Below are 25,722 nucleotides of genomic sequence, written 5' to 3' on the forward strand. Positions count from 1 at the left end.
GACGGTCACCCGCACGGGCCAGCCTCGAACAGCGGGGTGTAGTGCACCCCGATATCCAGCGGTGAGCTGTCGGTGCACTGCGAGGCCATGGTGGTCAGCACGCTGGGGTCGAACTCGGCGGTCTCCCCACCAAAGTCCGCGCACGCGGTGCCGGGCAGCAGGTAGTGCTCGACGCGGCCGTCGTCATCGAGATCCGCCGGATCAAACGGGGTCTGATGGGTGACGACGCCGGGGCCATTCGCGAGCAGCCACGGGCTTGGTGCGACGCACGACCAGCCCATGTAGATGTTTTGCCCGACGATCAGATCTGGCCAGGCCGCGCAGTGGCGCATGGACATGTCGGGCCCGGGAGGCGCGTACAGACCCGCGCCGCTGGGCGCGACATTGTCGGCGAAGGTCGAGTGAATGAAGGTGCCGCGCCCGTACACGCCACCGCCGCTGGACGTGGCAATGTTCGAGGCGAACTCGGTATTGATGATCGTGGCGCCGGACTCGGTCAGGAGCAGGCCGCCACCGCGGCTGACCGTCGCGTGATTGGCGATGAACCGACAGTCGGCGATCTCGAATACGTCGGGGCTGACACCGACGCTGCCGTTCGCAACCTCGACGGCGCCGCCGCGCCCGCCCTCGTTGTTGGCGAACACCACCGAGTGGATCGACGTCGTCGACTCCTCCGCATAGATCGCCCCGCCGCCTTGGACCCCGACATTGGCCACGAATTCGCCGCCTTCGATCGTGAGCTCCATATAGCTGGGATCGAGCGGATCATCGTCCAGGAAGATCGCGCCGCCCCAGGTCGTGGCCACGTTGCCGCTGAAGTTGCTCTGCGTGATCGTGTAGGCGCCCCCGTTGCCGCCCAGGTGGAGCGCGGCCCCGCGCGAGGCGTCGTTGTCGATAAACTCGCTGCTGATCAGGTCGATCGAGCTGCCGGTCGCCCGAATCGCTCCGCCGAGCGGCGCGGTGTTGGCCTGAAAGCGGGACGTGACAATGTCGATCCCGACGGCCCCGGTGGTCAGGATCCCCGCACCCGCGCTCGCGACGTTGTCGGTGATCGTGAGGTTGTGGAGAAACACGCTGGTTGGTTGCTGAGGCGCGAGCCCGGCGGTGATCTGGATCGCCCCGGCCTGGCTGCCGGCGATCGTGAAGCCGTCGAGCCGCAGCGCCGTGAGCTGCGAGACCGCGCTGGGCTCGACGACCACGACCCGGGACTGCCAGCCGTCGGCGCCGAGCCGGACTGGGTGCTGCTCGATGTCGCGCTGCTCGAGCGCGTCCTCGGTCCCATCAAACCCGGCGTAGATCGCCATCGGCCTGGTGATCGTCGCAACTGGGGAGCCAGGGTCCGGCGCGTAGGTGCCCTGCGCAACCCAGATCTGCGGATACGTGCACTGCGACGACGCGTCGATGGCCGCTTGCAGATTGTTGAACGCGGTCGCCCACGAGATCCCGTCGCCACCCGGCGCCGCGTCGACGTTCACGTGGATCGGCCCGCCACACACGCTGGGCACACACAGCAGCGCGAGCTCCTGCTCGGACAGCGCCCGGCTCCACACCCGCAGCTGGTCGATCTCACCCCCGAACCACGTGCTCGGGGACCCGCCCTGCCCGACCGAGGAATAGCCGTAGTCCTTCAGACCGATCGCGGGGTTCAGCAGCTCCGAGCGCATCGCACAGTCGACATAGACGCGCGCGGACGCACCTCCGTCGACGACCATCGTGACCTCGGCCCACTCGTTGGCGGTGATCTCATGGTTGGGCGTGGCTGGCCACAGCAGGCCCTGGGTGCTGGAGTTGTGGATCGCCGCGGCGACCCGACCGCCCTGGCCCGGGTCGCCGACGTAGACGACCTGCGAGGGCCCGCAGCCGTAGCACAGCGAGTTGTACCTGGCGACGTCCGCGACCCGCATGCGCGCGCTCAGGGTGAAGTCCCCGTCGACGCCGCCATAGATCGCGGGCGCGCGCGGCCCCACGAACGAGATGCGGTCATCGATCCCGTCGAGGCTGACCGCCTTGCCCGCGGGCGAGTCGACGATCGCCGCGCCGCCCTGCAGCGTGCCGTGGCGGGCGTTGCCAGACATGTCCGTTATTTGGTTGCCTGTGTGATTCTCGAACGTCCAGTCGAGCTCGAGCCCCTGCTCGAGCGACGGCGGCGTTGGACACAGCTGCTCGAGCTCGGCCTCGGACAGGGCCCGGTTCCAGATCCGGAGGTTGTCGATCTGGCCCTGGTACCAGCGGTCTGCGGTCGCGCCCTGGCCGATCGCCGAGTAGCCGTAGTCCTTCAAGCCCACGCCCGGGTTGGCCAGCTGCGAGTCGAACTCGCAGTCGAGGTAGTAGCGCGCGGCCACGCCCCCCTCGACGATCATGGTGACCTCGGCCCAGGTGTCGGCGAGCAAGCCCTCGGACGAGGTGGGCCACAGCAGACCCTGGGTGGTCTGGTTGTAGATCGCCGACATGACCCGCTCGCCGTAGGTCGAGGCGCCGACGTACATGACCGACAACGGCCCGCAGCCAACGCACAAGGTGTTGTACCTGCCGAGATCCGCGACGCGGACGCGCGCGCTCACGGTGAAATTCCCGCCCACGCCGCCGTAGAGCGCGGGCGAGCGGGGGCCGGCGAACGAGACATAGTCGTCGATGCCATCGAGGCTGATCGCCTCGCCGAACGGTGAGCTGACGAACGAGCCGCCCTGCAGCATGCCGTGGCGGTTGTTGCCCGACACATCGGTGATCTGCGTACCGACGTGATCTTCGAAGGTCCAGTGCAGCAAGAGGCCGTCTTCGAGGCCCCGAAATTCGCCCGACTCGAGCGCCTCGTCTGATGCCTCATCGACACAACCGGCGAGCGCCAGGGCCATGAGGAAGGTGGGCAACAGACCAAACCGAGTGGACGGGGGGTTCAAAGGCGTACGCATGCGGGGGCTCTTGGACGCAGTGGGTCTGGCTGTATGTCGGCGTCGCGATCGGCCTTCACACCATCGACGTCCTATCCCTCGGCAGGCGTGACCCGTCGAGGATCGCGGCGCCAGCCCGACCACGGCAGCTTCTCGGCCTGCCAGCGCGCGTGCGCGTGGGTCTGGTAGGGCGCGAGCTCGACCGGGATCTCACGGATCACGTCGAGCGCCTGCGGCGTGGCCTGGATCGTCACCGCCCGAAATCGAACGCCCGCTTCGCCCGCCGCACGAGCGGCCGCCGCGAACTCGGGATCATGCAGGATCGACGGGCGGATCGCCTCGATGTCGGGGCGCTGGATCGTGAACAGCACCGTCGCCTTGGCCCCGGCGGCGACGACCTCGGTCAGCGCGCGAAGGTGGTGGGTCGCGCGGGCGCTGACCGAGTCGGGGAAGTAGCCGCGACCGTCGGCGTAGCGCAGGTGACAGTTCTTGACCTCGAGATAGTGCGGCGTGGCGCCGTCGAGCAAGAAGTCCACGCGCGAGCGCTCGGCGTAGGCGACCTCGCGGTGTAGCGCTCGAAACCGCCTCAGACCAGGCAGCACGCGGGCGGCGAGCAGCTCGCCGACCACCCGATTGGGCGCGACGGTGTTGACCCCGACGATCCGCCCGTCCTCTTCGACGAGCTCCCAGGTGTAGCGAAGCTTGCGCTTGCTCGCGGCCGGCACGGGCGAGACCCAGGCCCGCGCGCCGGGCCGGACCTGGCCCTCCATCCGACCCGGGTTGACGCAGTGGGCCCGGATCCGCTCGCCCGAGTCGAGCTCGATCTCGGCGGTGAAGCGCTGGTAGCGATCGACGAGCCGGCCGCGCAGCAGCGGCCAGGGATGCTCGACCCGCAACAGCACACGCACTGGTACCCGATGGGCCGCGCGCCGTCAGCCCCGGCGCTCGACCAGATCCCTCGAGATCACCCGAAATCCCCCCGTCTGCGCGCCCCTGCGGTGCGTCCGCCCGTTTCTGGCCGAGCCGCCGAAGCTTGTGGCAGACTTGCACCGTGGCCCAGCAGATCATCGACAACGAAGCCCGCGCCCAGCAGCTGTCCCGCGCGATCGCATCGGACATCCAGCTGTACAACAAGGCCAAGATCGAACAGGGCCTCAAGGACGACAACTTCTTCGAGGTCCTCGGCGAAGAGATCACCGAAGGCCGCGACCTGTTTCGCAGCCGCGTGACGCCCGAGCTGTTCCGCCGCAACTACTTCGACCGCGCCATCGTCGACCGCGTGATCAAGACGATGGCCAACCTCGACACTGGCATCTGGTAGCATGCAAGTTGGCCTCTCGGAGGCGGTGATCGGCCAGCGTCTGGATCGGGCGCTGGTCGAAGCGTTGGTTGGCCTGGGACACGAGATCACCCGCTCGCAGCTGGCCCGCAGCTTCGCCGCCGGACAAGTGCGGATCGACGGGCGCGTGGTCAAGCGCGGGACCAAGCTCGAGCGCGCGTGCGAGGTCGAGCTCGAGCTGCTCGCCCCGCAGCCGCTGGTCCACGCGGAGCCAGAGCCGATCCCGCTGACGATCATTCATGAAGATCGCTCGCTGCTGGTGATCGACAAGCCCGCTGGCATGGTCGTGCACGCGGGCCCCGGGCACAGCCACGGGACGCTGGTCAACGCGGTCCTGTATCACCTCGAGGTCAACCGGGAGGCCCGCGCGCTCCCGGTGCTGCCGGGCAACGGACCCGAGCGCCCCGGCGTGGTGCACCGCCTCGACCGCGACACCAGCGGGCTCATCGTCGTGGCCAAGACCCTGCCCGCGCTCACGGCCCTCGCCGAGCAATTTCGTGCCCACTCGATCGAGCGAGCGTACCTGGGGATCGTGCATGGGGTCCCGAGCTGGACGCAGCATCGGGTCGAGACCTGGCACGGGCGCGACCCGACCGAGCGGCGCCGGTTCAGCCCCGAGCACGGCGAGCGCCGGGCGATCACCACGATGTCGCTGGTCCGGGCGCTGGGGAGCAAGGCCGCCCTGCTGCGCTTCGAGCTCGAGACCGGGCGGACCCACCAGATCCGCATGCACGCGCGCCATGTCGGGCACCCGATCTTCGCCGACAGCCTGTATGGGCGGCGGGTTCGCGACCCGCGCGAGCAGGCGCTGTCCGAGCAGCTGGGCCGCCACGCGCTGCATGCCGCGGTGCTGGGCTTCGAGCACCCCGACGGTGGGCGGCTGCGCTTCGAGTCGCCGCTCGCGGCCGAGCTCGCGGAGCTCGTGATCGCGCTCGAGACCCCCAGGCCAACCCGCAGCTGACCGCGCAGGGCCGTGGTATGAGAGCACGACTAGGGAATGGCCGATAGCCCGAGTCGCCTGGTAGCCATGCAAACGACACGACGCGGATTCCTGAAGAGCACGGTCGCTGGCGCGACAGCGACGGTCGCGTGCGCCAAACCACAGCGGCAGACAGCGGTGGGCACCCACCCCAAACTGCCCGAGTCGGCACCCACGACCGACACGGTCGAGCTGAACACCCACGTCAACGGCGAGCGGGTCTCGCTGCGGGTCGGGGCCGACCACTCGACCCTAAACGTGGTCCGCGAGCAGCTGGGCCTGACCGGCAGCAAGCTCGGCTGCGGCCACGGGGCTTGCGGCGCGTGCACGATGCAGCTCGACGGGACCCCGGTGGCGACCTGTCTGCTCCCGGCGACCAAGCTCGAGGGCCGCCAGCTCCACACCGTCGAGGGGATTGGGCCCCGGTCCGCGGGCGGTCAGCTGCACCCGATCCAGCGCGCGTTCATGGCCGAGGACGCGCTTCAGTGTGGCTACTGCACGCCGGGCTTCATCGTCGAGTCCGCGGCGTTTCACGATCGATTTCGGGCCAAGCACGGCGCCGCGACCCCGAGCCGCGACGAGATCGCGGCCGCGCTCTCGGGTCACCTGTGCCGCTGTGGCGCCTACGTGGCGATCTACCGGGCGGTCGCGGGCGCCTGCGCGGGCAAGTTCGACGACGGCCCCGACCAGGGCCCGCGGATCGACGCGCTGGCCAAGGTCACGGGCGCGGCCAAGTACAGCGTCGACATTGCGCCCGAGGGTCTGCTGATCGCCAAGGTCCTGCGCTCGCCTCACGCCCACGCCAAGCTCGGCAGCATCGACTGGAGCGGCGCGCTCGCTCACCCCGGGGTGGTCGGCGCGATCGAGCTGACCCGGCCGGGCCACAAGCTGCGCTACGTCGGCCAGGAGATCGTCGCGCTCGCTGCGATCGACGAGGCCACCGCGATCGAGGCGCTCACCAAGGTCCACGTCGAGTACGAGCTGCTGCCCGCGGTGCTCGGGCTCGACGCCCCGCTCGAGCCCAACGCGCCCGAGCTCTACGCCGAGAAGAAGGCCCGCAAGGCCGCGCCCAACGCCAACGAGACCCCGCTGCTGCCCGAGACCTGGCGCGGCAACCTGCGCGGGCCGTTCGAGCTGTTCTCCCACAACCGAGGCCGCGCGCGCCGACGGGTCGAGCGGGCCCGAGACGGCGAGGGCGAGCTGTACTCGGGCAGCTTCGAGACCCAGGTCCAGCTGCACACGCCGCTCGAGCCCAAGGCCGCGGTGGCCGAGTGGCTGAGCGCGGACAAGCTGCGGGTGCACGCCTCGTCGCAGGGGGTCCGCCAGATGGCCGAGGACATCGCGACCCGCTGGGGCCTGCGCCACGAGGACGTCGAGGTCATCGCCGATTATGTCGGCGGCGGGTTCGGGGCCAAGGGGCTGATCTACATCGAGATGGTGATCGCTATCGAGCTCGCGCGGGTCTGTGGCCAGCCGGTCAAGTACGCCAACGATCGCCGCGAAGAGCTCGCGGTCGGCGGCTCGCGCCCGGGCTTGCGCACCACCGTCAGCGTCACCGGGGCCATGGATACGCTGCCGGCCTTCGTGATCGACTCGCGGTCCGACGCTGGGGTCGCGGTCGGCTCGTCGGCGTCGATCCTGGCCCGGATCAATTACCCCCAGGCCGACCAGCACCTGTCCGACTACGACGTGCTCAACAACGCCCCGCCGAGCTCGCCGTTCCGCGGCCCGGGGGGTCCGCCGATGTACTTTGCGATCGAGCAAGCGATCGACGCGCTGGCGATCACGCACGCCGTCGACCCGATCGCCCTGCGGAGCAGCTGGAACGAGAACGACAGCCGCCAGCGGGTCTACGACTGGGCCAGCGCCCACCCGATGTGGCAGGCGCGACGACCCGCGCGCAGCGACACGGGCCGGTTTCGGCGCGGCATCGGGATCGCCACCGCGAGCTGGTGGTGCCTGGCCGAGCCGGCCACGCGCGTGCAGATCGACGCGAGCCGCGACGGCGTGGTGATCTCGACCGCCTGCCAGGACATGGGCAACGGCAGCCGCACGCTGCTCGCCGACGTCGTCGCCGACGTGCTCGGGGTCGATCCGCACAGCCTGACGGTGAAGATCGGCAGCTCGAAGGCGGTGCACGGCCCGATGTCCGGGGGCAGCCGCACCGCCACCTCGCTGGGCCCGGCGGCGACCGACGCCGCGATCGAGCTGCGCGACGAGCTGGTCGAGGTCGCGCGGCGCCGACTCAAGCTCGCCAACGTCAGGCCGATCGCGGGCGGCGTCGAGCATGACGGCGGCCGGCTGACCTGGACCGAGCTGCTCGAGGTCGCGCCCGCGATCTCGGTCACCGGCAAGCGCGGACGCGACCAGGGCGGCTTCGTGCTCCCGCCGATCGCCGATCTCGCGTTCTCACGCTACCTCAGCGCCACCGTGCAGATCAGCGAGGTCGAGGTCGACACCCGCCTGGGTCGGGTTCGAATGCTGCGCAGCGCCTGTGGCGTGAGCGTGGGCAAGATCTACTCGCCCCTGCTCGCGCGCAGCCAGGCCGAGGGCGGGCTGGTCCAGGGGATCAGCTACGCGCTGTTTGAGGAGCGCCGCCTCGATCCACGCCACGGCACGCTGCTGACCGGCGGGCTCGAGGACTACCGCCTGTGTGGGCTCGGCGACATCGGGGAGATCGAGGTCGAGTTCGTGCCCGGCGGGTTCGAGCGGGTCCGCGGCCAGGGCGTGGGCATTGGCGAGCTGGCCACGCTCACGCCCGCGGCCACGATCGCCAACGCGGTCTACGACGCGACCGGCTGGCGACCCACACACATCCCGCTGCGACCCGATCGTGTGCTCGCTGGACTCGCGCAGACCTCGGGGGCCCAGCCATGATCGTGTTCCCCAAGACCGTCGACGAAGCGATGGCCCTCGCGGTCGAGCTGGGCGGCAGCTACCGGGCGGGTGGCACGGATCTGCAGGAGCGTCGCCAGCACCTCGCCGTGCTCGGTCAGCACACGCTCGCGCCGATCGTGGATCTGCGTGACGTGCCGGGGCTCGACAGCGTCGCGTGTGATGATCGCGGCGCGTGGATCGGCGCCATGACCACGCTCGCAGACCTCGCCGCGCACCGGGTGCTCCGCGAGCGCTGGCCGGGCGTGGCCGAGGCTTGCGAGGCGCTCGCGAACCCGCAGATCCGCGCCGTCGCGAGTATTGGCGGCAACCTCATGCAGGCGCCCCGTTGTTGGTACTACCGCCACCCGGACTACCAGTGCCTGCGAAAGGGCGGCACCAGCTGCTTCGCGCGCGAAGGCGATCACCTGTTTCACGTCTGCTTCGACACCGCGCCCTGCGTCGCGCCGCACCCGTCGACCGTGGCGCTGGCGCTCGTCGCCTACGAGGCCGAGGTCGAGCTGATCCAGCCGGCCACGCCCGAGCCCACGCGCGCGCCGATCCAGGCGGTGCTGGGTGCGGACGCCGTGGCCGAGCACGCGATCATCACCACGATCCGGCTGGGCGCACCGGTCGCGAACGAGCGCAGCGCCTACGTGCGCGCCAGCAACCGCGCCCACGCCGAGTGGGCGCTCGCAGAAGTCACGGTCCGACTCGTGCTCGACCAGTCCGGGGCGATCGTGTTTGTCCGCGTCGCAGCGGGCGGCGTGGCCCCGACGCCGCTGCGCCTAAGCGCGGTCGAGGACGCGCTGGTCGGCGTCGTGCCCGAACCACTCGCCTTGGCCAAGGCCGCCGCGCTGGCCCGCGCAGACGCCAAGCCGCTCGCGATGACCGGCTACAAGCTCGAGCTGCTCGAGGGCGCCGTGCTCGAGGCGCTCGAGCGCGCGCTTCAGACCAGCCCCTCCCCCTCCGCGATCACCACCCCCAGCCAGGACGGAGCCTGACATGCAACTGTGCCGCAACCTCAGGTGGAAGAGCATCACCCGGGACCTCGACGATCCCGACGAGATCCTCGCCGCGTTCGCCCGCAACCAGGTCCCCTACTCGTGCCTCGAGACCTGTCGCAGCTGGGGACCCGACGACGAGCTCGCGGCGCCGGAGCGGTGCGGCTCGCAGCGGGCCTGCTTCGTGCCCTCGGCCCTGACCTTGCGCCTGCGCAAGCCAGCCCCGCCCGAGTGACGCCGCTGGGCGGGGCGTGCTCGCGACGATAGACTGCCCCGATGCTGCAGCGTGCCCAGCTGTTTCCCGCCGAGATCATCCATGGCTTCTCGACGCGGATCGGCGGCGTCAGCCAAGATCGCTACGCCAGCCTCAACGTCGGCGAGCGCTGGGGTGACGACCCCGAGGCGGTGGCCGAGAACCTGCGCCGCATCGCCAGCCTCGCGCAATTCGAGCTCGAGCAGCTGGTGCGGGTCCGACAGGTTCACGGCGTCGGGGTGCTCGCCGCCCACGAGCTCACGCCCGACAGCGAAGCCGACGCGCTCTGGCACGCCCGCGCGCACCCGGGCCCCGCGAAGGTCGTTGGCGTCATGACCGCCGACTGTGTGCCGGTCTTGATCTGCGACCGCGACGCCAGCGTGGTCGCGGCGATCCACAGCGGGTGGCGGGGGACGGTCGCCAACATCACGGGGCGCACGGTCCAGACCCTGTGCGACGAGGGCGACGTCGCGCCCGTCCAGCTGCTCGCCGCGATCGGCCCGTGCATCGAGCTGCCCGCGTTCGAGGTCGGCGAGGAGGTCGCCGCCGAGTTCGAGGATCGCTTCGTCGACCGCAGCTTCGGCGCCAAGCCCCATGTGGATCTCGTCGCGTGTGTCCGAGCCCAGCTGATCCAGGCCGGCGTCCCGGCCGCACAAATAGAACGCGTGGGCAGCTGCACCCACGCGAACCCAGATCTCTATTTTTCTTACCGACTGGACGGCGCTGGCATCGGCCAGCACCTGAGCCTGATCGGGCTGCGGTGAAGCGGCTTACTCAGCCGGCTTGGTGCCGTCGTCGCGCTGGACCTTGTCGAAGTTCATCTCCTGGGTCTCGGTGAACGAGCCGATGACCGAGCCGATGATGACGGCGACGAAGAACAGAGCGAACCCGCCCATCATGATGATGATCCCGATTGAAGCGGGATTGGTCACCGGTGGTTTGATGGACTCGACTTCCCACTTGTTGTCTTGGATCTCTGCGAGCGACATGTGTCCTCCGGGACGTACGAAGCCTCAGCACGATCTCGGCTGGGCAGGTGCCGAACCTATCATGTCCCACAAGGGTTGTCAGGCTGAACGGACAGGACTTTCTGATCGGCGTGAAGTCCGCGGAGCGGGCGCCGCGGCCCACCGCGCACGAACGAAGATCACGACGGAGCCGTGCACAGGGGGTTGTAGACCGCGGATCCCTGGGCAAACCCGCAGGTGCCGGCCCACGCGGCCTCGCTCGCGCAGACCGGGGGATCTTCGGCCGCGCCGCCACAGTCGTTCGCTGGCAGACAAATTCCGAGGCAGCCGAGGCAGATCTCGAACGGGTACACGTAGGGGCGCGTCTTGACCTCGCCGAGCTTGGACTTGCCGACCTGCCCGGTCCGGCGGCCCTTGAAGACGACCTCCATCTCCAGGGTTTCGAAGCTGCCAGCGGGGAGCCCCTGCATGGTCGAGCGGAGCGACGCGGAGATGTCTGCGGGCACCTGGATCAAGAAGGTCTGCGACGTCCCGCCAGGGATCGAGTTGGTCGGGATCGTAACCTCGAACGCGCTGGTGGACACGCCGCCGCCCGAGAAGCTCAGGCTGACCTCGGCGGTCTCCATCACGATCTCCGAGTCGTCGATGCCCGTGTTGCTGTTGTTGTTTTGGACCTGTTCGTTGCTGACCAGGAAGGCCATGCCGATCCGGGTGTCGTACAGAACGTCGACGGTCATCGCCAGCGGCGTGTCTTCGGAGCCCGTGAGCGTGCAGCTGTCGGGTGCGCTGAACCAGATCGCGCGATCGACGATCACGAAGTCCTGATCTTCGACACAGGCAACGCCGCCAGTGAGGGCCATGACGATGGATCCCGCGACCAAACCTGCGCGGAAAATACGGGAAGACAGGCTCGAGGTCATCATGAAGCTCCTGGCGCGACCGGTGAGGGCCGTCCCAGCCAGCTTATCAATCTGGCTTCGGATTCCGCAACAAACCCACGATCTCTTGCGGAGTCAGTGACAGCACGGCTGGATCACCGATCCGCGACAGCCCAATGTAGGAGATGCTGGAGAAGCCGCGCTTCTTGTCGTTCCCGAGCCCGGCCTCGAGGCGCTCGATTCGCTCGGGGGTCAGCCAGTCATCGAGCTGGGTCGGGAGCCGCAGTGCCGTCAGCGCCGCCTTCATTTGCTCCTCGAGCCCCGGCTCGCCGTCTTCGGCCTTGGCGAGATCTTTGCGCTCCGACACCCGGCAGGCCGCGATCAGGCCCAGCGCCACGGCCTCGCCGTGCTTGAGCTCGAACCCCGACGCGAGCTCGAGCGCGTGGCCAACCGTGTGACCGAGGTTGAGCACCACCCGACCCTTGCCGGCCTCGCCCTGCTCGCGGGGGTCCCGGCTGACGCACGCGGCCTTGAGCGCGACCGAGGCCGCGGCCATCCGCGCGAGCACGTCGGCGTCGCGCCGATACAGATCGTCGGCCGCGGCGACGACCTGGTGAAAGTGCTCGGGGGAGAACAGCGCCCCGTGCTTGAGCATCTCCGCCAGGCCACAGCCGAGCTCGCGGTCGGGCAGGGTCTGGATCACCTCCGGGTCGATCAGCACGACCGTGGGAAAGTGAAAGGTGCCGAGTAAATTTTTGCCAACCGGGAGGTCGACCGCCACTTTGCCCCCGACCGACGCGTCGACCTGGGCGACCAGCGAGGTCGGACACTGCATGCACGCGATCCCGCGCATGAACATCGCAGCCGCGAGCCCAGCCAGATCACCGACGACCCCGCCACCGAGCGCGACCACGACGTCGCGCCGACCCATCTGCGCGCCGACCATGCCCTCGATCAGCTTGACGAGCTGCTCGACGCTCTTGGACGACTCCCCGGCCGGGACCGTGAAGCTGTGAACCACGAACTCCTCGGCCTCGAGGCTGGACTTGGCCAGCTCGCCGTACAGCGGCATCACGTTGTCGTCGGACACGAGCGCGACCCGACGCGCGGTCGAGTGGCTGCGACGCAGCTCGTAGCCAAGCTTGGCGAGCAGCCCCGGACCGATGAGCACGGGGTAGCTCTCGTCTTCGGTCGGCACCGCGACGTGCAATGCGACCGGCTTGCGCTTCTCCGTGCCCCGCTGCGACTGCGACTGCGACATTGGGTGCTCGTGTTCGAAGGAAGATCGGGCCACGCGTTGCGGGCTCGATCGCAGGGGCGTCTTATCGCGGCCAGCGGGCCAAGAGCAACTTACCACCGGACGGTGTTTCGCTCAGCAGTCAGTCCACAGCGCCGTTGCCGCTCACGCTACTGTTCCGTGCGAGCATCGGCTACGCTCGCCGAGGTTGGCCGTCCCCGCCACGATCTACGCCAGGTGTGCGCTCGTGATGTCGCTGGTGTGCGGCTCGGCTTGCGTGCGCAACGACAGCGAGCCACCCGAGCCCGCGCCAGCGCCCGCGCTTCAGCACACGCCGCCGGTCACGGTCGCGCGATTGTGCGAGCAACCACTGCGTGCTTGGGCAGTGCTCGGCGACGGCGGCACGATCCTCGCACGCACCCGCGGCGCGTGTCTGGGTCGGATCGAGCACCCCGACGACGGCGCGCTCTGGCACTTCGTCGCTCAATTTCAGCCGCTGCAGCAGCTGCGGCCCAGCTGGGAGCTCCACACCTGGCTCGACGAGCGCGGGCAGCCGCGCCACGCCGAATTTCGCACCGCCGAGCTCGTGACCCGCTTCGCGTGGATCGACGGCAAGCTGGTGGTTCGGCGGCTGGGTGATCAGCTGGTCATCAATGACGCCGCTCGGGTCTGGGTGACCCCCGGCCACGGGGTCTACCTGCGCGAGATGATGCTGCGGCTCGGTGTTGGGGTCGGTGAGCGAGGCATGCACCAGCGTGGGTTCGTGCCCGAGCACGAGATGATCACCGCGCTGGAGCTGAGCTTCGAGCGGCTCGACGACGACCGGGCGCAGGCGCGAGCTGGGTCGAGCGTGCTCGCGCTGGACGGCGCCGCCGCGGGGCTCGCCGGTTTGCACATCACCGCGGTGGTGGCTGGCGACGCCCCGATCTACCGGCCGATCTCGGACGACGCGCTGGCGCCGTTGTTGCCGGGCAGCCCGCGACCGAGCTACCGCGCGCCCGAGGGGCTGGGTCTGATCCCGGTCGAGATTCCCGGTGCCCAGGGCGAGCCAACGCTGGCCGGCGAGCTGGTGCTGGCCGCTGGGTCCGCGCAGGAGAACCGACCCGCCGTGCTGTTCGTGGGCGGCGCGGGGCCGCAGGATCGCCACGGCATCGTGCCGCGCAGCCCGATCGACCTTGGCAGTCACGAGCTGCAGGACTTGCTCGCGGCCGCTGGTTTTGCGCTGCTGCGCGTCGATGATCGCGGGGTTGGTCGCAGCGGGATCGGAGATGATCCGAACCCTGGGTTCGCGGCGTTGGTCGACGACGGGCGTCGGGCCCTCGCCGCGCTCGCGGCTCAGCATCAGGTTGACCCCGAGCGCATCATCATCATCGGACACGGCGAGGGTGCCCTGGTCGCCAGCATCCTCGCCGCCGAGGGCACCCGCGCGCGCGGCCGCAAGCGCAAGGTCGCGGGGCTGGTGCTGCTCGCCGGGCCCGGTCGAAATTTGCGGGAGCTCGTCTATGACGAGATCCGGGCCTCGCTCGCCGGGCGGCGTGAGGGCGAGGTCCGCGTCGCGGTCGATCGAGCGCAGCGGGTTCATGACGCCGCGCTCGCCGGTGAGGATCTGCCCGCGAGCAGCGAGGGGGCGCGCGCGTGGATGGTCGAGGCGTTCGCCGAAGACCCGCTCGCGCGGCTGGCCAAGGTTCGTGCGCCGATCTTGGCGCTGCAGGGCGGTAAGGACTTTCAGGTCAGCCCCGAGCGAGACTTTGCGGTGATCCGCGAGTGGGTCGAGCAGCGCGGGGCGAAGGGCAGCGCGACGGAGCTGTTTGAGGAGCTCGATCATCTGTTCAAGCGCGAGCTCGGGGTGTCGACGCCGGGGCACTACGCGGATCTGCGGCGGCGCGTGGATGGGGCGATGATCGAGCGGGTCGTGAGCTGGTCGCTCGCGCGCGTGGGTGGCTCGTAGGTTTGGGGTCTGTTTCGCCCGGAAGTTTGACGTCGAGGTCGAGTGAGGGAATTGCGGCCTCTCGGCGTGTCGCACCATTTCCCCGCCGAGGCTCGACGGGTCGGTCAGGGGCTCCGGTGGTCGACGCAGTGCGTCGGGTCCGGCACGAACTCGTCGAGCGGAGTCGTGGCCCAGCCGAGATCTGTCCGTCTAGCCATCATCGTTCGGGCCCTCGATCGCCACGGGGTCGTATCCGTGGGGATCGGATCATTCCCGCGCAGTGGCCTTGTCGCTGGACAGAGGACGGGCGGTAATCTTGTCGGCGTGACTGAGCAAGTCCCCCACATCCTCGTCAACGAGCACACCCGCGTAAACCTGAAAGGGCTACGGCTCGAGCGGATCATCCGCGGTGATCCCTCCAGCAACCACGGTTGGGGCGAGGAGTATGGATTCGAGAACCGGCCAGACGTCCCACACGACAATGAGGTCGCCACGAGCTGCTACCGCGGATACGTGGCGACGTTCCGTCTGCGCACCAACGGCACCCTGCACCTCACGCGCTACACATACTGGCCGGACGGCAAGGAGACGTCCGTGACGGTGAAAGAGCAGCTCTCCGGCGACTTTTGGATGGTCATGACTCGGGAGTTCTTTGGCCCGAGGACCTATGTGCCCTTTCACGTGGGAGAGATCGTCGAGGATCGAGCGGTCTGGAGGGACACGGAATCATGAGTCGCCGTCGCGATCGCGGTCGTGACTCCGAAACTGATCGGCGCTCCAAAGCCAGAAGGATTTGGCCGCTCGACCCAAACAAACGACCCTCTCCCCGTGAGCTCCCACCGGAGCGCCCCAATACCACGTCGCGTCCTCAGGACGACTCGCCCAACCCCACGCCGGGGTGCCAGCAAGGTCGATCCCCACGCAGCTCGGCCAGCTGCGCCAGGCGATCCAACGCCCCGAGCCCAACCTCCACGCAGCGCTGCTCGGCCAACTTCTTATCGGCCTCCGCGATGAACGTATCGTGCACACGGTTCGCATACGCAGCGCAAACAGCCCCCGCCCGGAACCCACGCAGCGCCGCCAGGGTCAGCAGCGCCGAGGTCTCCATCTCCAGGTTCGTGACCCCCTGCCGCGCCAGCTTGGCCTCGAGGTCGAGCTCGCGCGGCGGAAACCCAGGCAGCTCGCGGCCTTGCGCACCATAGAACCCCGGCGCGGTCGCGGTGATCCCCAAATGATGCGGCGCGCCGAGATCTTCGGCCGCCCACAGCAGCGCGATCGTAGCTTCAGGATGCGCGACCGCGGGAAACCCCGGACCAACGAACGCGAGCGTGGTCTCCTCGAGCCGGTAGGCGGCCTTCGTGATGACCAGATCCCCCAGGCCGATCCCAGCCTGCAGCACGCCGCAGCTGCCCGCGCGGACGATCGCGATCTTGGTCGGATCCTCGAACAGCTGGCACAGCTCGACGACCGCGATCTCGGTGTTCGCGGCGCCCATGCCCGTGCCCATCACGCTCATCGGCCGACCGCGATAGCGGCCGGTGTAGGTCACATACTCGCGCTCGGAGATAGGGTCGGCGTAGGACTCGAAGAACGCCTCGGCGACGCGCTTGGCCCGGGACGGATCGCCGACCAACAAGATCGAGGGCGCGACCTCACCGGGGCGCACGCCGATGTGATACTGGCGGTCGTCTGCGCTGCGCGGGGCGTTGGCCGTGCCGGACATACCCCGACTGTAGAGCGCACAGCGGTAGGCTGTCACGCGCACACTTGGACGAGGGCAGCGCAGGGTCGTGGCGCAGCTGCGGGCAGCCGCTTCAGTCCAGCGCAGTGAGCAGCAGCCCCTCGAAGCTCGGCCGGCTCGTGAACGAGGCGACCAGCCGCTCCACGTGGGCGCGCACGTCCGGCTCGCGGGCGAGCGCACCCACCAGCGCGGCGGCCTCACGCGCGACCACGGGCTCGGCGAGCAACTCATCGAGCGCGCGCGCGAACGCGGCCTCGTCGAACGTGGGCGCGAGCGCGAGCGCGAACAGCTGCTCACAGCGCTCGCGCAGCTGCTCGTCCGTCAACATCCGCGCGAGCGCTGCGGCGAGCAGCTGGGCGGTCCGCTCGTGATCCAGGATCTGCGCGACCACGTCGAGGCCCGACCCGGGCTCGTCGTGCTCAGCGTTCAGCGCGAGCAGCAGCGGACCCACGCGAGCCGGGTCCGCCAGCCGCCGCTCGAGGCGAGCCTGAACCGCGGCGGGCTCCCGCCCAAGTCGCTCCCGCAGCTTCACACCGAAGCTCGGATCCTCGAGCCGCGAGACCACGCCAGCCGCGATCGCCGAGGCCCCGCCCGCGTCGGCGATGAACGCCCGCGCGAGCGGTGGATCCATCGCCCGCAGCCGGGCTCGCAGCTGGGTCTCGAGCTGCGTGGCCAGCTCCGGCCGGGTCAGCCGCGCGTTCACGAAGCTCACCAAGCCCTCGCTCAGCGCCGCGGCGTCGAGCTCGGGGTTCTGGCGTGCGTAGTCGATCAGCGCCGAGCGCATCGCGGGGCTGTCCTGCAGCCGAGCGAACAGCTGATCGGCGGCGCGGGTCAGCTCGGGGTCGTCGGCGACCCGCGCGAGCAGGCGCTCGATCGCGGCCTGCGATTCGGGCTGCTCGAGCTGCGCGGCCAGGCCCAAGCCCTGCGCCACCACGGGGTCGCTCGCGGCGAGCTCGAGCCCATCCACGACGCTGGCCCGAACCGCGCCCGTATCGAGGCCGAGATCGGCGTCGGGCGGGTGCTCACGGGCAGAGCTCGACTCGGCATCGGTCTGTGGCTGCCGACCCCGCTCGCACCCGAGGCCCACCAGCGCCACGCCGATCGCCAGGCCCACCCACACGCGGCGCGACGGCTCGAGCGCTCGCTCGCGTCGTATGCCTACTCGCGCCGGCAACGACACCTGACCGCGACACCCCAGGCCGAGACCCGCATGCTCGCAGCCTATCAAGCCTGCGTATCCGCCACCAATTCCTCACGCCGCGCGTGCCAAACAGAAATTCACGCACGCGCCATTGCCCGGGTGCTCGCGGGCGATCCCCTGTCGATGAGATCGCGTGGTTTCGTGGTACCCATGATCCATGTTCGGACGCTCGATTGGGTTGGCGACGTCGTCGTGCGTCGCCTCGGTCTGCCTCGTGGTCGCGTGCGGCGGCGATGATCAGCGCGCGGAGACCTTCGGCAGCGACGGCGTCAACAGCCTCACGTCGTTTGGTGACACGGCCACCGAGTCTGGTGAGAGCGACGGCAGCGACGATCCCAGCGGTGACGGCGACGGCGATCCCAGCGGCGATGGCGACGGCGAGGCCTGCGGTGAAGCCGGCACCGAGGTCGATCGCTTCATCTGGATCGCCAATTCCGGCGAGGGCACGGTGTCCAAGATCGACACCGACAATGGCGTGGAGCTCGGCCGCTACATCGTCCGCCCCGACAGCGCCGGGAGCCCGTCGCGGACCTCGGTCAACCGCCGCGGCGACGTGGCCGTGGCCAACCGGCTCGGCGGCGTGACCATGATCCGCGCGAGCGAAGCAGACTGCGTCGAGCAAAACGGCACGCCCGGGATCCAGACCAGCACTGGGGCCGGCGACGTGCTCGCGTGGGGCCAGGACGAGTGCGTGGCCTGGCACACGCCGCTCCCCCACGGCGACAACCGCCCGGTCGCCTGGACCGCCGGGTACGCCGACCCCGACACCTGTGACTGGTACGATCTCGACGTGTGGACGGCCTGGTCCGACGGTGCGCTCGGCACCGCCGCGGTCGCGCTGCTCGACGGCGACGACGGCACGATCATCCAACAAGTCGCGATCCCAGATCTGCCCGAGTCGTGGCCGGGTTGGTTCGGCTTCTACGGGGGCGCCGTCGACAGCGACGACAACATGTGGCTCTCGCAGCTGCAGGGCGGCTGGCTGGTAAAAGTTTCGCGCAGCGACTTCAGCTACACGCCCTACACCGTGCCCCCGGAGGGCGGCTACGGCATGACCGTCACCCCCGATGGCTACGTGTGGCTGTGCGGCCGCTCGACCCACCGGCTCAATCCGGCCAGCGGGATGTGGACATCGGTCGGACACTTCGTCGAGCCCGACTCCATCCACACGGGCGGCTGCATGGGCGACGGTGAGGACCTGCTGTGGCGCGGCGCCTATGGCCAGATCATGGCGATCGACACCGAGACCCTCACGGTCGCCAAGCAGATCAACGTGGCCCAGCCCGACGACGACTTCATCTGGGGCGTGGCCGTGGACTTCGACGGGTTCGTGTGGGCGATTCCACGCAACGGGACCCGGGCCTACAAGGTCTCGCCCGAGACCGAGTCCGTGGCCTTGACCGTGGACGGCTTGGTGGCGGCGTACACCTACTCGGACATGACCGGTTTCGCGCTCTCTGGCGTCGGCGCGATCCCGTAGGCGGTGCTGGACAGCGCCGAGTTCTCGTGACTCGCGCGCTTCATGTCAACCGCCCCTCGTGCGATTGCGATCATCTCCACTGGCGCCCAGGCTTGCTATCATCGCCCGAGGTGACCACGGAGTGGGAACGAGACGCCGCGTTGCTCGACGCTTGGCGCGACGGCGACGGCCAGGCGGGGGAACAGCTGTTCGATCTCCACGCTGACGCCGTCGCCCGGTTCTTCGAGAACAAGATCCGCGAGGGCGCCGAGGACCTGACGCAAGCGACATTTCTGCGCCTGATCGAAGGCCAGGCTCGGATCCGCGAGGGCATCGCGTTTCGGGCGTTCTTGCTGGGCATCGCGCGCAACGTGTTTCGCGAGCACCTGCGCGCGCTGGCCCGCGGGCGCAAGATTGATCCCGAGGTCGAGTCCATGGCCGAGCTCGCCCCCGGCCCCACGACCGTCGCCAGCAACAAACAAGAGCAGCGGCTGCTGCTCGAGGCCCTGCGGCGCCTGCCGGTCGACGTCCAGATGATCCTCGAGCTCCACTACTGGGAGGAGCTCAAGACCGACGACATCGCGTCGATCATGGACCAGGTCCCGTCGACCATGCGCGGCAATTTGGTCAAGGCCCGCAAGCGACTCCGCGCCGTCATGGCCGAGATCGCGGCGTCGCCCGAGCTGCTGTCCAGCACCCTCGAGGGCCTCGACGGCTGGGCGGCCGAGCTGCGCGAGCTGTTGGGCGAACATCTGGGCAACCACCTGGGTGACCCGCTCACGACATGAGGCCGCGATGAGAGATGCCGCCACCACACCGGGCGCCACCACACCGGGCGACCACGCGGCGGAGTCAACCGAGGACCTGCTGCAGTCGAGCAGCCCCGCGCAAGAGAGCTTCGAGCATCGTCGGGTGGTCGCAACAGCCCGCCGTCGGCTGTTTGGTCGCGGGCCCCAGGTCCATATCGGTCGCTACCAGATCGAGCGACGACTGGGGTCCGGCGGCATGGGCGAGGTCTACCTCGCCCACGACAATGACCTGTCGCGCAAGCTCGCGATCAAGCGGGTGATCGACGCGCAGCACACCGAGGTCGGCCAGGCGAGGCTGCGCCGTGAAGCCCAGGCGCTCGCGCGGCTGTCTCACCCCAACGTCGTGCAGATCTACGAGATCGGCGAGCATGAGCAATGCACCTACTTGGCCATGGAGTACGTCGCCGGCCAGACCCTCGGTCAGTGGCTCGCCGAGCAGCCGCGCGCATGGCAAGCCGTGCTCGACCGGTTCTTGGCTGCCGGCCGGGGTCTGGCCGCGGCCCACGAGGCGGGGCTGGTCCACCGCGACTTCAAGCCCGACAACGTGCTGCTCAGCGCCGACGGCCGGGTCCGGGTGGCCGACTTTGGCCTGGCGCTCGGCGACGAGCAGCCCCGAGCTGGCGCTGACACCACGCACGATCGAGCGCAGATCGAGCGAGGGATCCAGGCGCGCGTGAGCGTGACCGGGGCGGTGCGCGGGACGATCCGCTACATGCCGCTCGAGCAGCTGCGCGACGACGGCGTCGACGCGCGCAGCGATCAGTTCTCGTTTTGTGTCGCGCTCTATGAGGCGCTGTGGGGCGAGCCGCCGTTCTCGCTGACGAACTCGCGCGAGCGGCTCGCGGCGCTCGAGCGCGGCGTCCCGCTGACGCCCGCACGCGGGTCGGGCACGCGCCCGCCGGCCCGGTACTGGCGGGTGGTCCGGCGCGGCCTGAGCAAGGATCCCGACCAGCGCTGGCCCAACATGGGCGCGCTGTTGGCTGCCCTCGAGCACGTCGCCCGCCGCCGCCGTCGCCAGGCCTGGTTCGGGTTGGTCGGCGCCGCGCTGGTCATGGGTGCGGGCGCTGTGCAGCTGACCCGCGACGAACCACTCGATCCTTGCGCGACGATCAGCCGCGAGCTCGAGGGCACCTGGGATGCTCCGCGACGCGCCTCGCTCGAGGCTCAGCTCGCGCCGGTCGCTGCCGAGCACGCCCAGGCCAGTCGCGAGCGGGTGTTCGCGGGGCTCGATCGCTGGTCGCAGGGCTGGGTGGCCGAGCGCGAGCAGCTGTGTCGGGCACGCGCCGAGCACCGCATCGAGCCCGAGCTCGCGCGGCTGCAGATCGCCTGTCACACACGCCAGCGCCGACGGGTCGAGGATCTGGTCGGGTTGCTGCTCGAGCCTGGGATCGCCGCCGACGGCCTGGCCAACGCCGTCGAGGCGGTCGCCGCCCTGCCCCCCGCCACCGCCTGCGAAGACGAGCTGGCGTTGCTCGGGGTCGAGCCCGCGCCGCCCACGATCGCCGCTCGCGTCGAGCAGCTTCGCCGCGACGTCGATCGGGCCCACGAGCTGCGCGTGCTCGGCAGCGTCGAAGCCGGGCTGGAGCTGGCGGAGTCCGCTCACCGGGCGGCGGTCGGACTCGGCTATGGGCCGCTGATCGCAGAGGCGCTGGCGGAGCTGGCCAAGGCCGAGCTGTCCGCGGGCTCGCTCGAGCAGGCCCTCGAGCGCCTGCAAGAGGCCGTCGACGCCGCCGAGATCAACCGCCACGACTACCTGGCCGCGGAGCTGTGGACCGAGCTCACCCTGCGCTCGCTGATCGAGCTGCGCGACGAGCCGGCCGGCGCCCGCTGGCTGCGGCGCGCACAGGCGGCGACGGGTCGGGTCAAGCCTTCGGCCCGCGCTCGCGCCCGGCTCGCCTTTGCGGGTGGCATGCTCGCGGAGCTGCGGGGGGATCTCGAGGGCGCCGAGCGGGGCTATCGAAGCGCGATCGACCAGTCCGAGGTCGGTGATCTGCGGGATCAATCCAGCTACCTGGCCAACCTCGCCAACCTGGTCGCCAAGCGCGACGTCGAGCAGGCGACCGAGCTGATGCGCCGGGCCGTCTCGCAGGCCGAGACCGCGTTTGGGCCCCAGCACCCCCAGACCGCGAGACTGCTCTACGACCTGGGCTTGGCGCTGCGAGGATTCGACGCGGCCAACCCCGAGGTTCGCAAGCTGCTCGAGCGCGCGGCCAGCATCTGGCGGAACAGCCACACCCGACCGCACCGCGACCTCGCCACGGCCGAGTGGCTGCTGAGCCTCCTCGCGCTCGAGCGCGGCGAGCTCGACCTCGCCGAGACCCACGCGCTCGCGCTCGCCGAGATTCAGCTCGAGAGCCTGCCCGCGAGTCACCCCCACCATGCTCGACCCGCGCAGCTGCTGGCCTCGATCTACTCGATTCGGGGCGACTATGAGCTGGCGCTCGAGCAGAGCGACGCTGCGCTCGCGATCTGGGCGCCGATCGACGGAGAGGACGACGTGGTCGTGGTGAGGCTGCGCAGCGAGGCGGCCAACAACCTGCTCGCGCTCGGCCGGATCGACGAAGCCGCGCAGCTGCTCGACACGCTGCTCCCGCGGGTCCAGGGCCAGCCCGACAAGTCGATCCCCGTGTATCACGCCCGCTGCGAGGTCGCGCTGCGCCGCGGTGATCTCGACGGCGCGAGCGCGGAGCTGCTCGCCCTGGACGCCGACGTAGGCGATGGCGGGAGCCTGGGTCCTCATGAGCTTTCGGATGCGCTGCTGCGCGCGTTGATCGCTGAGCGCGACGGTCGGCTGACGTCTGGGGAGCTCGAGCGTCTTCGGCGAGCGCAGGTGGATACGCCGATTACGGCTGCGCAGCTCGCCGCGTGGTTGGAGCAGCTCAGCGTGAGTCCGACTGAGCTTGCGGCGCTGGGCCTCGGGTAGTTCGCGGGTCTGCTGCCCGATTACGACGCCAAGCCGCACCAGCCGCGCGTGACGTTCGAGGCTGTAGGGTTCAAATAGCCGCACCACGTTGGCTCACGGGATGACGAGTGAACCGCACGCGCTGCGGTGCACTAGATCGCAATGGACGAACCGACGGTTCCCGTCAGCGCTATTGCACCTCACCCTAATACACCGACCCCAGACTACTCCGGTGAATGCCCAATTAGGCGGCGCGTGAATGCGTGGCTTAGAGCCATGCTACATACCAGCTGGAATCACCACACCCTCCCTCAATTCATCGTACTCACTGGGATCATCGCCACATTAGGGCAGCCCGCCGTCAGCGACGCGTCGCCCTCGGAGACGCACGAGATCACGTCGACCCCCGCGGCCACCGACGCACCACGCGAGCAGGCCGTCCTTGGTCTAAAAATAGACACCTGGACTGGCGACGCGTACTTGATCACCGCGACTGGAGATGTCCTCATCGACGATGGTGAGCTCAATGTCTGTTTCGGTACACTGAGCGCCATCGTGCTCGATCTCGAATTCACCAGTACAGAGTGGGAGGTCGAGGTCTCGCCGACCGGGGAGTCTACGCAGAGCTACTATACGAGCGGTGGCGCGCTGCGCTTGAGCATCGTCGAGGACCCCGATGAATACGTGCTGGCATTCACCGAGGTGACCTCGTATTCGTCGACGATGATGACCGTGGTACCGAACATCCCGGTCGTAGTGGTCAAGCCCGACCGGGACTGTCCGCACCCACCGTGAGCCACACCTGCGCGGGCCCGCGCTCGGTCACCCTCCGGTCGCGGCTCAGAAGTTGATCACGCGTCCCAGAGCGTCGAGCGCCGCTTCCTTGACGGACTCGGCCATGGTCGGGTGGGCGTGGATCGATCGGGCGATGTCCTCGGCCGAGGCGGAGAACTCCACGGCCACGGCGAGCTCGGCGATCAGATCACCCGCCCGCGCGGCGATGATCGAGGCGCCCAGGATCCGATCCGTCTGCGCGTGCGCGACGATCTTCACGAATCCGTCGGTCTCGCCGAGGGCCTTGGCCCGACCGTTGGCCATCAGCGGGAATTTACCGACGCGGTAAGGCACGCCGGCCTCGTCGAGCTCCGCGGTGGTCTTGCCCAGGCTCGCGATCTCCGGGTGGGTGTAGATCACGTTGGGGATCGCCTCGTAGTTCACGTGCCCGGGCTGTCCGGCCATGGTCTCGACCGCGCAGATGCCCTCGTGCTCGGCGAGGTGCGCGAGCATCGGGCCGGGGATCACGTCGCCGATCGCCCACACGCCCTCGACGCTCGTGCGAAAGTGATCGTCGACGCCGATGCAGCCGCGGCGGTCGGGCTCGATGCCGATCTGCGCGAGCCCGAGCCCGTCGGTCATCGGCTTGCGACCGACGGCGACCAGCACCCGATCGCAGTCGATGACCTTCTGCTCGTCGCCGTCTTGATAGGTGACCTTGGCTGCGTCGCCGCTCGCGACCGCCGCGGTGACCCGCACGCCAAAGTGAAAGGCCAGGCCCTGCCGCTTGAACAGCTTGAGCGCGGCGTCGCCCACGTCGGTCTCCATCGTGGGCAGCAGCCGGGGCATGTACTCGAGCACGGTGACCTTGGCGCCCAGCCTGGCCCACACGGAGCCGAGCTCGAGGCCGATCACGCCCGCGCCGATCACCACCAGGTGCTCGGGCACCTCGGGCCACGACAACGCCTCGGTCGAGGTCCCGACCCGGGCCCCGGCGCCGCTGCCGAGAATGTCGAACTCCACGCCCGGGATGCTGGCGACCTTCGAGCCGGTCGCGATCAGCACGTTGGTGCCAGCGATCGTGTGGGCCGGCTTCCCGTCGGCGCCGACCACCTCGATCACGTGCTTTTGGCCTTCGCGCTCGCCTGTGAACCGACCGAGCCCGTGCAGCGACTCGACGTCGTTCTTGCGAAACAACATGGCGACGCCAGAGGTGAGCTGCTTGACGATCTTGTCCTTGCGCCCAAGCATCTTGGTCAGGTCGAGCTCGAGCTGACCAATCGCGATGCCGTGCGCGGCCAGGCCCTTCTTGTCCGTGGCTTCGTAGTACTTCTCGGATGACTCGAGCAGCGCCTTGCTGGGGATACAACCGACGTTGAGGCAGGTGCCGCCGAGGGTCGCGTCCTTCTCGATGCACGCGACGCTGAGGCCAAGCTGCGCGGCCCTGATCGCCGCGACGTACCCGCCGGGTCCGGCGCCGATGATGATGAGATCGTAGCTGTCCATGATGATGCGAATCCTGGTGCGCGAGGCGAGTGGGCGGGGCGGGAGCGGCTGCGCTCAGATCTCGAACAGCAGGCGGCGCGGGTCTTCGATCGCTTGCTTGATGTGGACCAGGAACTGCACGGCCTCGCGCCCGTCGACGAGGCGGTGGTCGTAGGACAGCGCGAGGTACATGATCGGCCGGATCTCGACCTTGCCGTCGATCGCAACCGGCCGCTCGACGATGTTGTGAAGCCCGAGAATGCCGGTCTGCGGCGAGTTGAGGATCGGCGTGGACAGCATCGACCCGTAGATGCCGCCGTTGGAGATCGTGAACGAGCCGTCGGACAGGTGCGCGAGCGTGAGCTTGTTGTCGCGCGCGAGCACGGCGAGTCGGCCGATCTCTTGCTCGATCGCCGCGAACCCGAGCGTGTCGGCGTCGCGGACCACGGGCACGACCAGGCCCTTGCCGCCGCCGACCGCCACGCCGATGTTGTAGTACTGCTTGTAGATGATCTCGTCGCCGGAGATCTCGGCGTTGACCGAGGGGAACGCCTTCAGGGCCGAGACCGCGGCCTTCAAGAAGAAGGACATGAACCCGAGCTTGACCCCGTGGGCGTCGACGAAGTCCTGCTTGAGCGCGCTGCGGGCCTGCATGACCGCGGACATGTCGACCTCGTTGAAGGTCGTGAGGATCGCGGCGGTCTGCTGGGCCTCGACCAGACGCGCGGCGATCGTCTTGCGAAGCGGCCGCATCTTGACCCGGCGCTCGCGCTCGCCGACTGGCTTGCTGGGCGCGGGAGCCGACGCCGGAGCGGGGGCCGGCGCCGAGGGGGCCTTGGCCGCGGCCGGCTGGGCGGCGGCTTTTTGAACGTCTTCTTTGAGCACTCGTCCGCCGCGCCCGGTGCCCTCGACGGCGCCTGCGTCGACGCCTGCGCGAGTCGCCTCGGCGCGAGCGGCTGGCATGACCGCGGGCTTCTGCGCGGGGGCCGGGGATGGGGCCGACT

21 protein-coding genes are annotated in these 25,722 nt (G+C 69.4%); 12 read left to right on the forward strand and 9 right to left on the reverse strand.

What is annotated here, in order from left to right; all coding sequences use genetic code 11:
* Nucleotides 1-5 precede the first annotated feature (5 nt).
* Both ENSA7_RS25400 and sfsA read right to left on the reverse strand, forming a co-directional pair.
* Nucleotides 6-2,909: a LamG-like jellyroll fold domain-containing protein gene (locus ENSA7_RS25400; protein ID WP_106091932.1), complete on the reverse strand. Its 2,904-nt coding sequence runs from the start codon at nt 2,907-2,909 to the stop codon at nt 6-8.
* A gap of 71 nt (nt 2,910-2,980) precedes the next feature.
* Nucleotides 2,981-3,796: a DNA/RNA nuclease SfsA gene (gene sfsA, locus ENSA7_RS25405; protein WP_244923905.1), complete on the reverse strand. Its 816-nt coding sequence runs from the start codon at nt 3,794-3,796 to the stop codon at nt 2,981-2,983.
* Between the two features lie 143 nt (nt 3,797-3,939).
* On the opposite strand from sfsA, the gene ENSA7_RS25410 reads away from it, so the two are divergent.
* The 6 genes from ENSA7_RS25410 (at nt 3,940) to pgeF (ending at nt 10,101) form a co-directional block, all read left to right on the forward strand.
* Nucleotides 3,940-4,209, forward strand: a complete 270-nt coding sequence (locus tag ENSA7_RS25410; RefSeq protein WP_106091934.1) for a hypothetical protein — start codon at nt 3,940-3,942, stop codon at nt 4,207-4,209.
* Nucleotide 4,210: 1 nt separating this feature from the next.
* Nucleotides 4,211-5,188, forward strand: a complete 978-nt coding sequence (locus ENSA7_RS25415) for an RluA family pseudouridine synthase (RefSeq protein WP_106091935.1) — start codon at nt 4,211-4,213, stop codon at nt 5,186-5,188.
* Nucleotides 5,189-5,254: 66 nt separating this feature from the next.
* Nucleotides 5,255-8,083, forward strand: a complete 2,829-nt coding sequence (locus tag ENSA7_RS25420; protein WP_181234094.1) for a molybdopterin-dependent oxidoreductase — start codon at nt 5,255-5,257, stop codon at nt 8,081-8,083.
* Entirely contained in the window at nt 8,080-9,084 is a 1,005-nt protein-coding gene (locus ENSA7_RS25425; RefSeq protein WP_106091937.1) for an FAD binding domain-containing protein, read from the forward strand. Before ENSA7_RS25420 ends, ENSA7_RS25425 begins: the two co-directional genes overlap by 4 nt.
* 1 nt (nt 9,085) lies before the next feature.
* Nucleotides 9,086-9,319, forward strand: coding sequence for a hypothetical protein (locus ENSA7_RS25430; RefSeq protein WP_106091938.1), 234 nt, complete (start codon nt 9,086-9,088; stop codon nt 9,317-9,319).
* Between the two features lie 41 nt (nt 9,320-9,360).
* The gene (pgeF, locus tag ENSA7_RS25435) at nt 9,361-10,101 is read left to right on the forward strand and encodes a peptidoglycan editing factor PgeF (protein WP_106091939.1); all 741 of its coding nucleotides are present in this window, start codon (nt 9,361-9,363) and stop codon (nt 10,099-10,101) included.
* Nucleotides 10,102-10,107: 6 nt separating this feature from the next.
* Here pgeF and ENSA7_RS25440 read toward each other — a convergent pair whose 3' ends face one another.
* From ENSA7_RS25440 to aroB, 3 genes are all read right to left on the reverse strand, one after another.
* Nucleotides 10,108-10,326, reverse strand: a complete 219-nt coding sequence (locus ENSA7_RS25440) for a hypothetical protein (RefSeq protein ID WP_106091940.1) — start codon at nt 10,324-10,326, stop codon at nt 10,108-10,110.
* A 158-nt stretch (nt 10,327-10,484) separates the two neighbouring features.
* Entirely contained in the window at nt 10,485-11,165 is a 681-nt protein-coding gene (locus tag ENSA7_RS25445) for a hypothetical protein (RefSeq protein WP_146158114.1), read from the reverse strand.
* A 106-nt stretch (nt 11,166-11,271) separates the two neighbouring features.
* Nucleotides 11,272-12,444, reverse strand: a complete 1,173-nt coding sequence (gene aroB, locus ENSA7_RS25450) for a 3-dehydroquinate synthase (protein WP_106091942.1) — start codon at nt 12,442-12,444, stop codon at nt 11,272-11,274.
* Between the two features lie 184 nt (nt 12,445-12,628).
* Between aroB and ENSA7_RS25455 the strand changes: the two genes are divergently transcribed.
* Together ENSA7_RS25455 and ENSA7_RS25460 are read left to right on the forward strand one after the other, a co-directional pair.
* Nucleotides 12,629-14,368, forward strand: a complete 1,740-nt coding sequence (locus ENSA7_RS25455; protein ID WP_106091943.1) for an alpha/beta hydrolase family protein — start codon at nt 12,629-12,631, stop codon at nt 14,366-14,368.
* Between the two features lie 303 nt (nt 14,369-14,671).
* Nucleotides 14,672-15,079: a hypothetical protein gene (locus ENSA7_RS25460; protein ID WP_106091944.1), complete on the forward strand. Its 408-nt coding sequence runs from the start codon at nt 14,672-14,674 to the stop codon at nt 15,077-15,079.
* 136 nt (nt 15,080-15,215) lie between these two features.
* On the opposite strand, the gene ENSA7_RS25465 is transcribed toward ENSA7_RS25460, so the two are convergent.
* Entirely contained in the window at nt 15,216-16,070 is an 855-nt protein-coding gene (locus ENSA7_RS25465; RefSeq protein ID WP_181234095.1) for a nucleoside phosphorylase, read from the reverse strand.
* Nucleotides 16,071-16,161: 91 nt separating this feature from the next.
* Complete coding sequence (locus ENSA7_RS44150) at nt 16,162-17,208, reverse strand: hypothetical protein (protein ID WP_181234096.1); 1,047 nt, start codon at nt 17,206-17,208, stop codon at nt 16,162-16,164.
* Nucleotides 17,209-17,446: 238 nt separating this feature from the next.
* On the opposite strand from ENSA7_RS44150, the gene ENSA7_RS25470 reads away from it, so the two are divergent.
* The 4 genes from ENSA7_RS25470 (at nt 17,447) to ENSA7_RS25485 (ending at nt 23,254) form a co-directional block, all read left to right on the forward strand.
* On the forward strand, nt 17,447-18,769 hold the full coding sequence (locus ENSA7_RS25470; RefSeq protein ID WP_106091946.1) for an NHL repeat-containing protein: 1,323 nt from the start codon (nt 17,447-17,449) through the stop codon (nt 18,767-18,769).
* 110 nt (nt 18,770-18,879) lie between these two features.
* On the forward strand, nt 18,880-19,536 hold the full coding sequence (locus ENSA7_RS25475) for an RNA polymerase sigma factor (RefSeq protein WP_244923906.1): 657 nt from the start codon (nt 18,880-18,882) through the stop codon (nt 19,534-19,536).
* A 7-nt stretch (nt 19,537-19,543) separates the two neighbouring features.
* Nucleotides 19,544-22,480, forward strand: coding sequence for a serine/threonine-protein kinase (locus ENSA7_RS25480; protein ID WP_106091947.1), 2,937 nt, complete (start codon nt 19,544-19,546; stop codon nt 22,478-22,480).
* Nucleotides 22,481-22,621: 141 nt separating this feature from the next.
* A complete protein-coding gene (locus ENSA7_RS25485; protein WP_146158115.1) occupies nt 22,622-23,254 on the forward strand; it encodes a hypothetical protein in 633 nt (210 codons plus the stop codon).
* Between the two features lie 45 nt (nt 23,255-23,299).
* Here the strand turns inward: ENSA7_RS25485 and lpdA are convergent, their stop codons facing one another.
* Both lpdA and odhB read right to left on the reverse strand, forming a co-directional pair.
* The gene (gene lpdA / locus ENSA7_RS25490; RefSeq protein ID WP_106091949.1) at nt 23,300-24,739 is read right to left on the reverse strand and encodes a dihydrolipoyl dehydrogenase; all 1,440 of its coding nucleotides are present in this window, start codon (nt 24,737-24,739) and stop codon (nt 23,300-23,302) included.
* A gap of 54 nt (nt 24,740-24,793) precedes the next feature.
* The coding region (gene odhB / locus ENSA7_RS25495; RefSeq protein WP_106091956.1) for a 2-oxoglutarate dehydrogenase complex dihydrolipoyllysine-residue succinyltransferase at nt 24,794-25,722 on the reverse strand (929 nt) is incomplete at its 5' end.

Origin of the sequence: Enhygromyxa salina, from assembly GCF_002994635.1 — a bacterium.
GTDB classification, from domain to species: Bacteria; Myxococcota_A; Polyangia; order Nannocystales; family Nannocystaceae; genus Plesiocystis; species Plesiocystis salina_B.